General features: G+C 73.5%; 17 protein-coding genes. 4 read left to right on the top strand and 13 right to left on the bottom strand.

The window, feature by feature from the left end:
- Positions 1–90: 90 nt before the first annotated feature.
- The 3 genes from A6V29_RS00585 to A6V29_RS00575 are packed head-to-tail and all read right to left on the bottom strand — an operon-like array spanning position 91 to position 3,754.
- The gene (locus A6V29_RS00585) at positions 91–1,395 is read right to left on the bottom strand and encodes a hypothetical protein (protein ID WP_137158471.1); all 1,305 of its coding nucleotides are present in this window, start codon (positions 1,393–1,395) and stop codon (positions 91–93) included.
- Positions 1,392–1,844 (bottom strand): cupredoxin domain-containing protein, encoded by a 453-nt coding sequence (locus tag A6V29_RS00580; RefSeq protein WP_137158470.1) that lies wholly within the window; start codon positions 1,842–1,844, stop codon positions 1,392–1,394. Before A6V29_RS00580 ends, A6V29_RS00585 begins: the two co-directional genes overlap by 4 nt.
- The gene (locus A6V29_RS00575) at positions 1,841–3,754 is read right to left on the bottom strand and encodes a hypothetical protein (protein WP_212718893.1); all 1,914 of its coding nucleotides are present in this window, start codon (positions 3,752–3,754) and stop codon (positions 1,841–1,843) included. The genes A6V29_RS00580 and A6V29_RS00575 overlap by 4 nt, the downstream gene beginning before the upstream one ends.
- 90 nt (positions 3,755–3,844) lie before the next feature.
- Between A6V29_RS00575 and A6V29_RS00570 the strand changes: the two genes are divergently transcribed.
- The gene (locus A6V29_RS00570; RefSeq protein WP_137158469.1) at positions 3,845–4,612 is read left to right on the top strand and encodes a MerR family transcriptional regulator; all 768 of its coding nucleotides are present in this window, start codon (positions 3,845–3,847) and stop codon (positions 4,610–4,612) included.
- On the opposite strand, the gene A6V29_RS00565 is transcribed toward A6V29_RS00570, so the two are convergent.
- Both A6V29_RS00565 and A6V29_RS00560 read right to left on the bottom strand, forming a co-directional pair.
- Positions 4,590–4,808 carry a hypothetical protein gene (locus A6V29_RS00565; protein ID WP_137158468.1) on the bottom strand — a complete coding sequence of 73 codons (219 nt, stop codon included), beginning with the start codon at positions 4,806–4,808 and terminating at the stop codon, positions 4,590–4,592. The genes A6V29_RS00570 and A6V29_RS00565 overlap by 23 nt on opposite strands.
- Positions 4,809–4,852: 44 nt before the next feature.
- The gene (locus A6V29_RS00560) at positions 4,853–5,785 is read right to left on the bottom strand and encodes a siderophore-interacting protein (protein WP_137158467.1); all 933 of its coding nucleotides are present in this window, start codon (positions 5,783–5,785) and stop codon (positions 4,853–4,855) included.
- 136 nt (positions 5,786–5,921) lie between these two features.
- Between A6V29_RS00560 and A6V29_RS00555 the strand changes: the two genes are divergently transcribed.
- On the top strand, positions 5,922–6,878 hold the full coding sequence (locus A6V29_RS00555) for an ABC transporter substrate-binding protein (RefSeq protein WP_137158466.1): 957 nt from the start codon (positions 5,922–5,924) through the stop codon (positions 6,876–6,878).
- 61 nt (positions 6,879–6,939) lie between these two features.
- Here A6V29_RS00555 and bfr read toward each other — a convergent pair whose 3' ends face one another.
- The gene (bfr, locus tag A6V29_RS00550) at positions 6,940–7,422 is read right to left on the bottom strand and encodes a bacterioferritin (RefSeq protein ID WP_137158465.1); all 483 of its coding nucleotides are present in this window, start codon (positions 7,420–7,422) and stop codon (positions 6,940–6,942) included.
- Entirely contained in the window at positions 7,409–7,615 is a 207-nt protein-coding gene (locus A6V29_RS00545) for a (2Fe-2S)-binding protein (protein WP_040337129.1), read from the bottom strand. The genes bfr and A6V29_RS00545 overlap by 14 nt, the downstream gene beginning before the upstream one ends.
- 115 nt (positions 7,616–7,730) lie before the next feature.
- On the opposite strand from A6V29_RS00545, the gene A6V29_RS00540 reads away from it, so the two are divergent.
- Positions 7,731–8,513 (top strand): isocitrate lyase/PEP mutase family protein, encoded by a 783-nt coding sequence (locus tag A6V29_RS00540; RefSeq protein WP_137158464.1) that lies wholly within the window; start codon positions 7,731–7,733, stop codon positions 8,511–8,513.
- A 146-nt stretch (positions 8,514–8,659) separates the two neighbouring features.
- Positions 8,660–9,364: a response regulator gene (locus tag A6V29_RS00535; RefSeq protein WP_137158463.1), complete on the top strand. Its 705-nt coding sequence runs from the start codon at positions 8,660–8,662 to the stop codon at positions 9,362–9,364.
- Positions 9,365–9,452: 88 nt separating this feature from the next.
- Here A6V29_RS00535 and A6V29_RS00530 read toward each other — a convergent pair whose 3' ends face one another.
- The 6 genes from A6V29_RS00530 to A6V29_RS00510 all read right to left on the bottom strand — a co-directional run bounded on the left by A6V29_RS00530 (position 9,453) and on the right by A6V29_RS00510 (position 14,052).
- On the bottom strand, positions 9,453–10,136 hold the full coding sequence (locus A6V29_RS00530) for a response regulator (RefSeq protein WP_170977632.1): 684 nt from the start codon (positions 10,134–10,136) through the stop codon (positions 9,453–9,455).
- Entirely contained in the window at positions 10,118–10,543 is a 426-nt protein-coding gene (locus A6V29_RS20530; protein WP_170977631.1) for a hypothetical protein, read from the bottom strand. Before A6V29_RS20530 ends, A6V29_RS00530 begins: the two co-directional genes overlap by 19 nt.
- Entirely contained in the window at positions 10,540–11,169 is a 630-nt protein-coding gene (locus tag A6V29_RS00525; RefSeq protein ID WP_212718891.1) for a signal peptidase I, read from the bottom strand. Before A6V29_RS00525 ends, A6V29_RS20530 begins: the two co-directional genes overlap by 4 nt.
- A 28-nt stretch (positions 11,170–11,197) precedes the next feature.
- On the bottom strand, positions 11,198–11,812 hold the full coding sequence (locus tag A6V29_RS00520; RefSeq protein ID WP_137158461.1) for a TasA family protein: 615 nt from the start codon (positions 11,810–11,812) through the stop codon (positions 11,198–11,200).
- A gap of 204 nt (positions 11,813–12,016) precedes the next feature.
- Positions 12,017–13,621: a sensor histidine kinase gene (locus A6V29_RS00515; protein WP_137158460.1), complete on the bottom strand. Its 1,605-nt coding sequence runs from the start codon at positions 13,619–13,621 to the stop codon at positions 12,017–12,019.
- Positions 13,618–14,052: a response regulator gene (locus A6V29_RS00510; RefSeq protein WP_212718888.1), complete on the bottom strand. Its 435-nt coding sequence runs from the start codon at positions 14,050–14,052 to the stop codon at positions 13,618–13,620. Before A6V29_RS00510 ends, A6V29_RS00515 begins: the two co-directional genes overlap by 4 nt.
- Positions 14,053–14,105: the final 53 nt, after the last annotated feature.

The raw sequence follows: 14,105 nt of genomic DNA, 5'->3' as shown, positions 1-14,105 counted from the left end.
CGGTGGACCCCGAGGGCGCCCGGAGGGGCTTCCCTCCCATCGGCCGATCCGCCGGCGGACTGAAGCCGACCTCACCCGGAGGGACGGGGGTCAGAAACCGAAGAGCAGACCCAGGCCGCCCACGGTGAACAGCACCATGACCACGACCAGCGGCAGCTGGTCCGACGCGCGAGCGTGGCGGGCCGAGAGCAGCGCCCGTTCGTGGGCCAGCGTCACCCCGGCCACGTGCCCGGCGATCACCGCACCCACCTGCACGTAGGCGATGGTGTCGGGGCTGACCGCCGTGAGGTCGACGACGTTGTCGTAGGTGCCGAACAGGTCCACGCCCGACATCCCGAACGGGTTGCTGAGCAGGATCCAGGTCGTCTGCCCGTCCAGCATCAGCAGGCTGAAGTAGTGGGCGACCGTGTAACCCAGGGCGATCGGGATGACCGTCGCGGCGTACCGCGCCGGCTGCACCCCCGGTGGCTGGCCGGCCAGCCGGCCGGAGAGCCGGGTGCCGAGGAGGTACAGCCCGGCGACCAGCGCGATCGACGCCAGCAGCCCGACGGTGCCGGAGAACGCGTCGTTCGCGGCGCCGGGGCCGGTCTGCCACCACACGGTGCGGGTGATCCCGTCGAACCCCGTGGAGCCGAGCAGCACGACGACGACGGCGGCCAGCCCCGGGACCTCCGGGGTGTTCAGTGCGTTGACCAGCGGGTTGCGCACCACCAGCCGCCCGTCGCTGCGGCGGTCCCAGGGCGACAGTCGCGCGATGAGGACGGAGTAGACCTCGAAGCCATCACCGCGGGCGAACCAGCCCTCGCCGAACCAGAGCGCCAGCGCCGTCTGCACGACCGCGTAGCCGATCAGGAAGCCGGCCACGGTCCCCGGCTCCGCCCGATCGGGGTGGACCAGCTCGAACCACAGGAAGACCACCAGCGACACCGCCGCCGGCCACAGGCCCAGGGCCGGCAGCTGCCGAGCACCCGGGGCCGCCGGCACCACGCCGCGGAGCAGGCGGTGCACCAGCCGCAGGGGGTTGGCCACCCGCCAGACCGGTCCGAACAGCAGGCTGACCGGGACCAGGCCGACCCAGAACGTCACGTACAGCGCCCAGGGGCCGAGGTTGCGCGCCGTCTCCGGCGGGCCGGCCAGCGCGGCGGCGACCACCAGGAGCAGGCAGCCGAGCGCGACCGCCTGCAGCCCGCGACGCAGGGGAGCGCCGTCCAGGACGCGTTGCAGCGCGGGCGGCAGCGGCCGGCCGGACTCCGGGCCGCCCAGCTTCGGCGTCCGCCAGAACAGCAGCAGCACCGCGAAGCTGATCAGGATCGCCGCGCCGGCTCCGTACAGGGCCAGACCGAGCGGGATCGGGAGGTCCGTGCGCGACCCGACCCCGTGCGCCAGGACCGTCATCCGACCTGCAGCGTCTGCAGCACCGTCCCCGCGTCGTGCAGCTCCAGCTCGAACACCCCGGGCACCGTCGCGTCGAAGGCCAGCTCCGCGGGGGTGCCCGGCTCGAGGTCCACCAGGACGTCGTACCCGTGCAGGTGCGCCTCGTCGGGGGCGTCGCTGGTGATGGTGACCGTCACCCGGTTCCCCAGCGGGACGAGCACGCGGCCGGTGTCCCCGGTCGGCTGCCCACCCGTCACCTGCACCTCGAACGCCGTCGCCGCGGAGCTCGGCGCGGGAGCGCTGGTCTCCGCGGAGCCGCGGTCGGTCGAGGTGCTGTCGGGTGAGGTGCTGTCCGACGAGCGCTCCGGGGTGCTGGTCGCCCCCGACTCGGAGGCCTCCGTGCCGGCGCAGCCGGCCAGGACGAGGGGGAGGGGCAGCAACAAGGCGGCGAGGGTGCGCCGGGCGGTCATCGGCGCACCGCCCCGTGCGCCGGGTCGTCGACAGGTGCGGGCGCGCCCTCCGGGAGGCCCTCGGCGGACGTGTCGGCGTACGGGTCCCGCACGCCGGCCCGCCGGGAGTACCGGCCGACGCCCCACGAGATGGTCGCGATGAGCGCCAGGGTGCAGGCGAGCACGACCAGGTTGGAGATCGTCCACAGGCTGCCGGTGGCGTCCTTCAGCTCGCGCTGCAGGATCTCGACCTCGGGGATCGCCGCGCGGGTCATGCCGTCCTCGGCCGGGAGCTCCTCCTCGCCGATCGCCTCGTCGGCGGGCAGGTAGATGGGGACGGCGGTGAGGACGCGGCCGTCGTGGAGGCGCAGCAGGGTCTTCCAGGTGCCGTGCAGCGGAACCGGCTCGGTCGTCCGGTACTCGCCCTCCCCGGTCCGCTCGAGCTCGGTGACGACCAGGCCGTCCCCCTGCCAGGCGGTGATCTGCACCCACGCGGGGTCGTCCACGGCGTCGGCGGGGTCGAGTTGCACGGTGATGTTCGCGGTGCGCGGGTCGGTCTCGACGTCCTCGATGTCGAAGGTCGCCTGCACGTCGTCGGGAACCGTCGCGATCAGCCCGTTGGCGACGGCGGCGGCCAGCACGACGAGCGAGCCGACGAGGACGCTGCGCGCGACGGCCGGACGGGGCAGCCGACGGCGCAGGCCCGTGGCGAGCAGCGCGCCGAGCAGGCCGCCGGTGACGCCGCCGGCGACGGCCATGAGCGTGCCCTCTACGAGGATGTCGCTGTTCCAGGAGAGCGTCTGGGTGAACTGCGTCCAGCCCCACTCGGTGGCGTGCCCGACCGTGCCGACGAGCACACCGGCGACGGCGCCGAAGGCCAGCGGCTTCCGGACGAGCGGAACAGACAGGGCGAGCAGCTCCACGACGATCGCCGAGCCGAGGTACAGCGGGAAGCTCGGCATGATCTCGTCGAACCCGGGCCCGACGATCAGCGAGATCACCCCGCGGATCACCAGGAAGAACGCGGCCGCGGCCAGCGCGCCGCCGCGGCCCATGAACAGCCGGGCGGCCACCAGCGCGATGCCGGCGGCGCCGGCGATCATGAGCGGCTCGAGCACCAGCCGGAACTGCGGGACGTCGAAGTCGTACTCGCCCTGGAACACCGACATGCCCAGCAGCAGCCCGCCCATGGCGGAGGCCTGCCGGATGAAGCGGGCGGTCTGGCCGACCTTGCGGTCGCCGTCGTCGGTGGACAGGCCGCCGTGGCCCTCCTGCTCCAGGAGCAGCAGGCCGATGATGGACAGGCCGGCGCCGCCGATGAGCATCAGGTGGGTCGGGCCCCACAGGGTGACGTCCTGGCCGAACATGCGGTGCCAGACGTCGTCGAGCGGGAAGCCGAGCAGGGCGTAGAAGCCGGCCGCGGTGAGGATGATGCCGCCCACCGGGACGTCCCAGCCGCGCAGGAAGTGGACGGCGGCCGGGCCGGGCTTCTCGTCCAGCGGCATGGCGCAGGCCAGCACGCCGCCGGCGAAGACGCCGAACAGCCCGAACAGGATGAGGAAGTGCGCCGGGTTGGCCAGCGGGCCCTCGTCGCGGCCGACGCCGATGTGCAGGCTGATGTCCCAGAGCATCCCGAGCAGCGCGGTGAGCAGCGAGATCGTCGTCAGGACGGTGGGCACCGCCACCCAGGCGGGCACGCCCGTCGCCGACCCGAGCCGGTCGCCGATCCGGGTCAGGACGGTGGTGCGCCGGGTGCGGTGCAGGTAGACCAGGGCGAGCAGGAGCACGGTGAGACCGACGCCGATGGCGGTAGCGAGCAGCACCTCGCCGATGGCGGCGCCGCCCGCCGGACGAGTTTCGGCAGCCAGGGGCAGCACATCGGGCGGCACGTCCAGCGGCACGTCTAGCGGCATGGCATCCCCTCGAGGCATGGGGCTATGGAACACCCATCACGGTGACATCGACAACTGATAGATAGAACGAGCGGCTTACCGTGGGGTCACGACGGGAAGGAGGTGGCGGTGAGCACAGCACAGGTCGATCCGGCCGGCGAGTCGGACGAGAGCGACCTGACCGTCGACGAGCTGGCCGCTCGCGTTGGCCTGACCGTGCGCAACGTCCGCGCCTACGCCGCCCGGGGTCTGCTGCCGCCGCCACGGATGGTGGGCCGCACCGGGTACTACGGGCGCGAGCACGTCGCCCGGCTGCTGCTGGTCCGCGAGATGCTCGCCGAGGGCTACTCGCTGGCGATGATCGAGCGGACCCTGTCCAGCGCCCCGCCCACGGCGAGCTCGGCGACGCTGGCGCTGCACCGCGCCCTGCTGGCCCCCTGGCTCCCGCCGGAGCCGGAGCTCACCACCGGCGAGGAGCTCGCCGCCCGCGCCGGCGTGCCCGAGCAGCCCGAGGTGGTCGACCAACTCGTGGAGCTGGGCCTGGTGGAGCGGCAGGACGACGGCCGGTTGCGCGTGCTCGACCCGGCGCTGCTGATGGCCGGGCTGCAGGTGGTCGCGCTGGGCGTGCCGCCGTCGGCGCTGATCGCCGCGCAGACGCAGGTCAACGAGCACGTGCGGGCGCTCGCCCGCACCTACGTGCAGATGTTCGTCGACACTCGCTGGCGGGAGTTCGTGGACGCCGGCGCTCCTGCGGAGCGGCGCGCGGAGATCCTCGCGACGGTCACCAGGCTCCAGCCGGTGGCCGCGCAGGCGGTGCTGGCGGCGTTCCGGACCGAGATGGCGGCAGAGGTCGCCGCGGCGGTCGAGGCCGCGCTCAGTCAGCTCGGGGACGAGTAGGGCTGTCCCGCTCGGGCAGTGCCTCGCGGGCCATGGCCTCGCGGGTCGCCTCCTCGGCGGCCTCGCGGGCGCTCAGCCGGCGGTCGCGGACGACGGCTCCCACGACGATCGCGACGAGCAGTGCCGCCGGCACGAAGAAGCCGACGGTCCCGATCATGCTGAGGCCGTCCATGGCGACGACGTCGGGAGTAGGCATGCCTCCATGTGACACCGGCTGCTGTCAGGGTGTCAAACCGAGGATCAGCTCGCGCGGCCCTCGCGCCAGTAGCCCATGAAGGCCACCGAACGCCGGTCGACGCCGAGCTCCTGCACCAGGTGGCGGCGCAGCCCCTTGACCACCGCGGCCTCGCCGGCCAGCCAGGCGTAGACGCCCGAGGACCGGGCCGGGGCGGCGGCCTCGGTGGGGACCTCCCAGAGGATGGCGCTGTCGATGTCGACGTCCTCGAGCTCGACCGCCGGGCTCGGCGCCAGGTCGTCGGCGAGCTCGGCCGCGGCCTCGATGACGGCGGCGGCGAGCCGGGCTCCGCGGGCGGCCGGGACGCCGTCGCCGGAGCTGCGGGGCAGCCAGGTGACCTCGACGCCCGCGGGCGCGGCGACGTCCAGCACGTCCCCGGCCTCGGGCACCTCGAGCAGGACACGGGCCCGCTGCCCGGCGGGCAGGGACTCGACGATCATGCAGATGGCCGGCACCGCCGTCTCGTCGCCGGCGATCAGCAGGCAGGAGGCGTCCACCGGGGGATGCCACTCGAAGCCGCCGGTCGGGCCGGCGAAGCGAGCGTTCGGCCCGACGAGGACGACCTCGTCGCCGACCGCCGCCGACTCCGCCCACGCCGAGGCCGGGCCGGTGGCGCCGTGCAGGACGAAGTCGACGTCGACCTCGTGCTGCTCGGGGCGGGCGGCCCGGACCGTGTACGTGCGGATCGGCATCTGCCGCTCGGCCGGGAGTGCCCGCCAGTCGCCGTACCAGTCGGGGCCGGACGGGCAGTCGTCGAGGCCGCGTCCGGGCAGCGGCAGCATGACCTTGATCCGCTGGTCCCAGCCGTTGGACGCGAAATCGTCCAGCTCCGGGCCGGTGAAGGTGACCCGCAGGAAGCTCGGGCTCAGCCGCTGCAGCCGGGACACCTGGACCGGGAAGGTGCGGTAGGCGGGGACCTGCACGGTCTCGACGGTCATGGCGGCTCCCAGGTTCGGCAGGTGCAGACGGTCTCGCGACTTAGGCTAGCCTCACCTGGCTCTCGGCAGTGTTGCACACGGCCGGCGGCGAGGACCAGAGGTGCGTCCCGAGGGACGCCCGAGACGAGGAGAGCGGATGGCCAGGCGGATCCTGCGCACCGTCGCGATGACCGCAGCAGCGGTCCTGGCGCTCAGCGCGTGCGGTGACGGTGGTGAGGAGTCCCCGGACGCGGGCGGCGCTGCCGCTGCCGACGAGGGCTTCCCGCGGATCGTGGAGCACGCGATGGGCAGCACCGAGATCCCGGAGCGACCCGAGCGGGTCGTCGTCCTGGACACCGGGGAGCTCGACACCGTCCTGTCGCTCGGGGTGACGCCCGTGGGGGCGGTCACGACGGCGGTCTCCGAGGACTTCCTGAGCTACCTGGCCGAGGACGCCGAGGGCGTCGAGGTCGTCGGCACGATCGCCGAGCCCAACCTCGAGGCGATCGCCGCGCTGGAGCCGGACCTGATCCTGTCCAACAAGGTGCGGCACGAGGACATCTACGAACAGCTCTCGCAGATCGCGCCCACCGTGTTCACCGAGCGCGTCGGCGCGGTCTGGGCGGAGAACTTCCTGCTCGACGCCGAGGCGCTCGGGCTCGAGGACGAGGCGCAGGAGGCGCTCGACGCCTACCGCGCGGACGCCGCCGCCCTCGGCGAGGAGCTCGGCGCGGCCGACGGCGTGACGGTGAGCGCCGTGCGCTTCGTGGAGGGGACCATCCGCGTCTACACCGCGGACTCCTTCATCGGCACCGTGCTCGCCGACATCGGGCTGGACCAGTTGCAGCTGCCGACCAGCCGGACGCCGACCTTCGCGGAGCTGTCCGCCGAGGAGGTCACGCAGGCCGACGCCGACGTCGTCCTCTACTCCTCCTACGGATCGGAGTCCGACTCCGGCGCGGCCGCCGTGGTGGCCGGGCCGCTCTGGGAGCGGCTCGCCGCGGTGGCCGAAGGGCGGGCCTACGCGGTGGAGGACGACGTGTTCTTCACCGGCATCGGGCTGCGCGCGGCGACCCTCCAACTGGAGCAGCTCCGCGACCTCCTGCTCGATTGACCGGCGAGGGCCCCTCACCCGGATCGGGTGAGGGGCCCTCGGTCTGTCGTCGGCGAACCGCTCAGGGCGTCTCGGTGTTGATCTGCGCGGCGAGGTACTGCTGCGCCCCGACCCGCTCGATCGCGGCGATCTGCGCCTCGAACCAGTCGGCGTGCTTCTCCTCGTCCCGCACCATCTCCTCGAAGACGGCGGCGGTGCCGTGGTCACCGAGGTCGTGGCACTCCTTGGCCGAGGCGTTGAACTGCGCCACCGCGGACTTCTCGCTGTCGAGCGCGAGGACGAGCATCTCCTCGGCGGTCTCGCCGACCCGGATCGCGCCCAGGCGCTGCAGGTTGGGGTGGCCGTCGAACAGCAGCACGCGCTGGATCAGGTCGTCGGCGTCGCGCATCTCGTCGATGGACAGGTCGTAGAAGACCTTGCCCAGCTTCGGGAGTCCCCAGGCGTCCAGCATGCGGGCGTTGAGGAAGTACGTGTTGGTGACGGTGAGCTCGAAGGTCAACGCATCGTTGAGCAGTTCGACCACCCGGGGACTAACGGGCTGCACCTGCAACTCCCAGCTGTCGCTCGGTCATGACCGGGCAATGCTGGCACACGAGCTCGCGCATGGTGTCGACGCAGCCGCCGCACGTGCGGCCGGCCCCGGTGTCCCGGGCGACGTCGGCGATGCACCGGGCGCCGTTGGCGATCGACTCGATGACGTCCTGGTCGGTCACCACGTTGCAGTGGCACACGTACATGCGGCGATCGCCTAACCGGGAGACGGCGGGGGGACGAGCGAATGCAGGTTAGCCTTACCTGAACGGAAAGCGCCAGAACTGCTGCTCACGGGCGGTGTGCCGCTAGGTTCGGTGCGTGCCCGACCTCGCTGACCACGCCCGCCGCCTGCTCGACCTGCACACCGCACCGGACGTGCTCGTCCTCGCCAACGTGTGGGACGTCGCCTCCGCGCGGGTGGTGGCCGGCACCGCCGGTGTGCAGGCGCTCGCCACCGCCAGCCACTCGATCGCGGCCACCTTCGGCTACGAGGACGGCGAGCAGATCCCGCTGGACCTGCACCTGGACATGGTCGCCCGCATCGCCGCCGCCGTGGACCTGCCCGTCTCCATGGACATGGAGGCCGGTTACGGCGACCCCGGGGAGACCGCACGCCGGGCGATCGCGGCCGGCGCGGTGGGCGGCAACCTCGAGGACGAGATGCGACCGCTGGACGACGCCGTCGCGGCGGTCGAGGCGGTCCTGGCCGCGGGCCGGGACGCCGGGTTCGAGCTCGTGCTGAACGCCCGCACCGACGCCGTGCTCCGGGCCGAGCCGGACGCTGACCGCGAGGAGGTGCTCGCCGAGGCGGTCCGACGTGGCCGGGCCTACCTGGCCGTGGGCGCGCCCGTCGTCTTCGTGCCCGGCGTCGTCGACCGCGCGGAGATCGCGGTGCTGGCGGAGGCGCTGGGGCCACGGCGGCTGAGCGTGCTCACCGTGCCCGGCAGGTCGCCGTCGGTCCGCGAGCTCGCCGACCTGGGCGTGGCCCGGGTCTCCGCGGGGCCGAACACGCAGCGGGTGGCGCTGACGGCGCTGCAGGACGCGACGGCCGCGCTGGTGGCCGGAGGCGGCCTCCCGCCGGCGACCCGGATGCTCACCTAGCCCGCCGCTCTCCCTCCGAGGGGTGAGGGGCAGCTGCCCGGGCACCCCGCCTCGGCTCAAGCTGCCTGCTCCCGCCGCCGATCACTCGGTCAGGTGACGCGCGCCCTCGGGACGCGCGCCCCGGACGCATCGGAGGGAGGAGGGTCGTGGCCGGATCATCCGTGCTCGTGGTGGAGGACACCGCAGAGATCCGCGAGCTGATCACCACGGTGCTGGAACGCGCCGGGATGCAGGTACGGGCCGTCGGCTCCGGAGCGGAGTGCATGGACGAGGTGCGCCGCGAGGCGCCCGACCTGATCGTGCTCGACCTGGGCCTGCCCGACACCGACGGCACCGAGCTGTGCCGGCAGATCCGCGCCGAGACGCCCTGCTACGTCCTCATGCTCACCGCCCGCGCCGAGGAGGTCGACCTGCTCATCGGGCTGGCCGTCGGCGCCGACGGATACATGGCCAAGCCGTTCTCGCCCCGCGAACTGGTCGCACGCGTGCAGGCCATGCTGCGGTTCCCGCGCACGGCGCCGGCCCCGGAGGCGGCCGACGAGGCCGCCGACCAGGTCCGCCGGCTGGCCGAGCTCGAGGTGGACGAGGAGAGCCGCGAGGTGCGGGTCGACGGCGCCGTCGTCGACCTGACCCGCACGGAGTTCGACCTGCTGGCCGCGCTGGCCTCCCGGCCCGGCCGGGTGCTGCAGCGCGAGACGCTGCTGCGCGAGGTCTGGCAGACCGACTGGGAGGGCAACCTCCGCCTGGTGGAGGCCCACATGTCCAACCTGCGCCGCAAGCTGCAGGCGGCCGGGCTCAGCTCCCCGGAGATCCGGACCGTGCGCGGAGTCGGCTACCGCCTCGTCGCCTGAGCCGCGTCCCGGAGCTGAACGCAGCAGTCCCCCGCATCCGACGGATGCGGGGGGCTGCTGCGTTCGGGCGTCCGAGCGGGGTCGGGGCTCAGACGCCGGCCAGTGCGTGCAGGTACTGCACACGGGAGTGGGCCATGACGCCGCGTCGGGCGTCGGCGGCGATCGCCCGGCACAGCGAGGCGACCTCCGGGTGCCCGAGCTGGCCGCTGGTGCCGGCCAGCGTGTAGGCGGCCGAGGCCACGCCCGGGCCGTTGCCCTGACGGGTGTGGGTCTCGATGGCCGACACCCGGCCGGGCAGTGCGTTCACGTACATCTCCTGGAGTCGGTCCATCAGTTCTGCCTCGACGTCGGCGTCGTGCAGGTCGTCGACGTCGTGGATCTCGTGCGTGTTCCCCTGCGCAGCCGGCCCCGTGGTCCGGCTGCGCAGGAAGTCGAGGAGGACGCCGGCGTCGACCGGCTTGGTCAGGCAGGCCAGCGCGCCGGCCGCGGTGGCCTGCGCCCGCAGCTCGTCGGTGACCTGCCGGGTGACGACGAGGAAGCGGGCCTGCGAGCCGTCCTGCCGCAGCTGCCGGAGGAGCTCCAGGCCGTCCTCGGCGCCGATCAGCGCGTCGGTGACGACCAGGTCGATCTCGGCGGTGGCGAGGTGGCGGGCGGTGGCGACGTCGGCGGCCTCGCGGACCTGCCAGCCACCGAGGCGCAGCAGACCGGTCACGCGGCGGCGGGCGAGGGCGTCGGCGTCGACGACCAGGGCGGTCAGCACGTCGTCACCCACCTGTGCAGCGACGGGGACGTCGCGGTCCAGCGGTACTCCGTGTCCGTGGTGACCGTCACGGCGACCGGGATGGAGTGCGACTGCCAGAGCCGCGGGATCCTGTACGTGTAGCTGCTGGCGTTGGCGGGGGCGCGGAAGGACATGCGGTCGGTGTTGATCGTCGCGTCGATCGCGTAACCGCTGATCCGCGGGCTGGTGCTCCGCGTCCAGCTGACTGTCGCGTGCAGTTCCGAGCCCACGCACTGGACGGTGACGTTCAGGTTCGTGGGGGCGGCCACCGTGCCCGTGGCGAGGGCGGCGTTCGTGGTGACGGCATCGCGGAAGTCGGCAGAGGCGGGGATGCTGCTGCCGACGATGACGGCCAGGGTGAGGCCGACCAGCGTGGCCGTGCGGCGGATGGCGTTCATGCCCGGTCCTCCTCGTCGGTCGCGGTGGGACGCCAGATGGTTAGCAGGAGCCAGCCGGCCAGCAGGGCGGGCGCTCCGTAGAGCAGCACCTGGGCGACGACCGGAGCCCGCAGGGCCTGGATCAGGTGGCCGAGCTCGGGGATCACCGCCCGCACCTGGTAGGCGGTGTCGCCCTCCAGGGTGGCGGTCCAGGGGTCGGCTGCCGCGTTGGCGTCGCCCTTGGTCTGGACGCTGATCGCGCCGTCGGGCCCCTGCTCCACCGAGATGACCCGGTGGGTCACGACGGAGCGGTCGCCGATCGGCTGGTGGTACGTGATGACCATGCCCTCGGTCACGTCCTCGAGGGCGATGGGCGTGACGACGGTGACGTCACCGGGCTCGATCTCGGGAGCCATGCTGCCGGTGAGCATCGTCATGGTGCGGTAGCCGAGGACGTGGGGTCCCACGGCGAGGAGCAGGAAGATCGCGACGGCCAGCCCCACCAGTCCGCGGACCAGCCACGGGGCGACGAGGCCCAGGAAGCGGCGGGCCGGACCGGCGAACCGGTCGTGCGCGGATCGGACGTCCCCGGCCGGGGGCAGCTGCTTCGCTGCCCCCGGGCGGTGGACGGGGAGGACGGCAGTCATCGTGTGATCTCCGGTCGGATCAGCCGGGTCAGCGGTCGCCGGCGGTGCGCTGGGTGGCCACGAACTCCAGGCTCAGCGTCGAGGACTTGCCCTGGAACGTGTTGTCGGCGTCCGAGGGCAGCGTGAAGGACACCGCGAGGTGGTCGGTCGCACCAGGCGTCAGCGACGTGGGGGCCGTGAGGGGCGCGTTGTTGACAGCCGGCCCCTTGGCGAGGACAACTCGCTCGCCGGCGGTGCAGGTGAAGGTCGGCGCAGCGTCGGGGCCGCCCTGGACGTACGGGGTGGGGCAGGCCTTGACCGTCAGCTGGAGGCCGTTGACCACGTCGGTGGTCAGGATGCTGGGCGTGCCGGTCACGGTGGACTTCAGGCGGACCGTGCTCAGCGGGGTGGTGCCGTCGTTGCGCAGGTTCATGGCGCGGGTGACGGTGTCGCCGGGCACCAGGCCGGTGGCGGTGAACGGGATGGCGCGAGCCTGGGTGAGGTCGATCGAGACGGTGCCCGACGAGATGGTCGTGGCGACCGGGGTGCTGCTGTCGGTGAACGTACCGAACGTGCCCATGCCGGCGACCGCAGCCGCGGCGCCGACGACGCCGAGCGAACCGATGACCTTGCGGGCGGTGGAGCTGGTGACCTTGGCGCTCATGACTGTGTTCTCCCTGTGTCCGAGCCACCGGGGCTTCCGGCGACAGGGAGAACACTGACGGGCGTTCCGCAGGCCACCCGCCGGGAAACCGCAAGGAATCCGCAAGAAGAAGGACCCCCTCGCCCCCCACCACTCGCAGGCTCGTGGCGGGCCCCTGCGAGGGGGCCGCCCGCTGGGCGCGCTGACGGCCTTCTGTCGCGTTGCCTACGCGGGGCGGGGGAGGGTCAGGGTGAAGGTGGTTCCCTCGCCCTCGACGCTGACCAGGTCGAGCGTGCCGCCGTGCGCCGTGGTGATCGCCTTGGTGATCGACAGGCCCAGGCCCACGCCCGGGACGGCGCTGCGCTGCGCGGTCGAGGCCCGGAAGAAGCGGGTGAACAACTTGCCCTGCTCGTCGTCGGGGATGCCGATGCCGGTGTCCCGCACCGACAGCCGCGCGACAGGCTGGGCGCCCGGGCGCTCGTGCGCCGTCACGGTGCCGTCGGGCGAACGCCAGCCGGCCGAGACGTCGAGGGTGACCTGCCCTCCCGCCGGCGTGAACTTCACGGCGTTCGAGACGAGGTTGTCGCAGGCCTGTCCGAGGCGGCCGGCATCACCCGACACCACGATCGGCTGGTCCGGCGCCTCGACGTGCAGCTCCACCTGGGCCGCCGCGGCGGCGACCCGGGCGTTCTCCTCCGCGGCGCGCGCGATCGACACCAGGTCGACGTCCTCGGGCTGCAGGGTGAACTGGCCGGCCTCGACGCGTGCGGTGAACAGCAGGTCGCCCACCAGGCGCAGCAGCCGGTCGGCGTTGCGCTCGACCGTGGTCAGGTACTGCCGCTGCTCGTCGGTGAGCGGCTGCTCGGGGTCGTCCAGGACGAGTTCGAGGTAGCCGAGGATCGAGGTGAGCGGGGTGCGCAGCTCGTGCGAGATCAGGCTGACGAACTGGTCCTTCGTGCGCTCGGTGGCGCGCGCCTCGGTCATGTCGGTGCCGACGAAGTTCCATCCGGCGTGGGCCCCGCGGTCGTCCGTGCGCGGGGTGACCGCCACCGACACGATCCGCTGCCGTCCGTCGGCGGCGACGTAGGTCCAGTCCCGCACGTCGCTGCCGTGCTCCTGGGCGGCGTGCACGAGGACGCGGAGCCCGGCGTCCAGACCGTGGTCGGCGGCCGCGTCCGCCAGCTCCTCGGGGAGGTGGAACTCCACGATCGACCGGCGGCGCACGACGTCGGCGCGGGGCAACCCGAGCAGCTTCTCCGCCCCGGGGTTCCACACGCGGATTGTGCCGTCGGGGTCCGTGCCGATGATCGACTGCTCGGTGACGGCGTCGATCACGCTGGTCATCGTCCGGGCGCGGGCGGCCAGCATGCGCGAGGCCTCGTCCAGCTCCTCGGCCCGGTGCTGCGCCTGCTCGAGCAGCGCGGCCCGGTCGGCGGTCAGCTGCTCGACGACGGCGGCCTGGTCCGCCAGCCGGCGGCTCAGCAGGACCCCGGCCGGACCGACCAGGAGCACGAGCGGGACGGCGGACGCGGTGCCGGCGGACAGCAGGACCACCGCGGCGAGCTGCATCGCCGTCGCGGCGAGGACCGGCGCGGGTCCGGGACGACTCTCCACGAACGAGGCGGCGATGGCCGCCACGAGGCCGGCGGCGACACCGCCGGCCACGAGCAGGCCGTCGACGACGGGCAGCACGCCGAGCGCCAGCAGGGCGACGACGGCGGCGGTGAGGCCGGCACCGGTCAGCGAGCCGACCGGGACGCCGACCCGGGAGCGGGGGTGCGGCCGGCCGACGACGGCGGCGTCGCCGCGGTCGAGGACGGCGGTGGTCATGCCGGCTGCCGCCCGGTGACCGAACGGAGCTGGTGGACCAGCCCGGCGATCGAGAACGGCTTGGACAGGTAGGCGTCGGCGCCGGCGGACAGCCCGCGAGCCACGTCGTCGAACGAGGCGCCGGCCGACAGCAGGAGCACGCGCACACCGGAGGTCAGCGGGTCGCCGCGCAGGGCCGAGCAGGCGTCCAGCCCGTCGAGCCCCGGCATGGAGACGTCGAGGATCGCGACGTCGGGGAGCTCCGCGCGCGCGACGGTCAGCGCGGACGCGCCGTCGCCGACCGAGCCGACGACGGTGCCGCCCGCCTTGGCCACCGCGAGGCAGACCAGCGCGCGGATGTCGTCCTCGTCGTCGGCGACCAGCACGCGGGGGCCGGGTTCGTCGACCGGCTGCCGGGGAGCGGGCACGAGGGTGCGCGGGGCGTCGCCCACGGGGCGCTCCTGTCGGTCGGGCTCCGCGGGGCGGAGCGACGGCGTCGTCCCTC

The sequence above is a fragment of the Blastococcus sp. CCUG 61487 genome (genome assembly GCF_005222955.1).
Classification (GTDB): Bacteria; Actinomycetota; Actinomycetes; order Mycobacteriales; family Geodermatophilaceae; genus Blastococcus.
This window is presented reverse-complemented; position numbering and strand designations above follow the sequence as displayed.

Coding starts and splice junctions, on each gene's coding strand:
- A6V29_RS00515 (WP_137158460.1), bottom strand. CDS start 13,621: ATGACCACCGCCGTCCTCGACCGCGGCGACGCCGCCGTCGTCGGCCGG.
- A6V29_RS00555 (WP_137158466.1), top strand. CDS start 5,922: ATGGCCAGGCGGATCCTGCGCACCGTCGCGATGACCGCAGCAGCGGTC.
- A6V29_RS00525 (WP_212718891.1), bottom strand. CDS start 11,169: ATGACTGCCGTCCTCCCCGTCCACCGCCCGGGGGCAGCGAAGCAGCTG.
- A6V29_RS20530 (WP_170977631.1), bottom strand. CDS start 10,543: ATGAACGCCATCCGCCGCACGGCCACGCTGGTCGGCCTCACCCTGGCC.
- A6V29_RS00585 (WP_137158471.1), bottom strand. CDS start 1,395: ATGACGGTCCTGGCGCACGGGGTCGGGTCGCGCACGGACCTCCCGATC.
- A6V29_RS00520 (WP_137158461.1), bottom strand. CDS start 11,812: ATGAGCGCCAAGGTCACCAGCTCCACCGCCCGCAAGGTCATCGGTTCG.
- A6V29_RS00565 (WP_137158468.1), bottom strand. CDS start 4,808: ATGCCTACTCCCGACGTCGTCGCCATGGACGGCCTCAGCATGATCGGG.
- A6V29_RS00575 (WP_212718893.1), bottom strand. CDS start 3,754: ATGCCTCGAGGGGATGCCATGCCGCTAGACGTGCCGCTGGACGTGCCG.
- A6V29_RS00580 (WP_137158470.1), bottom strand. CDS start 1,844: ATGACCGCCCGGCGCACCCTCGCCGCCTTGTTGCTGCCCCTCCCCCTC.
- A6V29_RS00560 (WP_137158467.1), bottom strand. CDS start 5,785: ATGACCGTCGAGACCGTGCAGGTCCCCGCCTACCGCACCTTCCCGGTC.
- A6V29_RS00545 (WP_040337129.1), bottom strand. CDS start 7,615: ATGTACGTGTGCCACTGCAACGTGGTGACCGACCAGGACGTCATCGAG.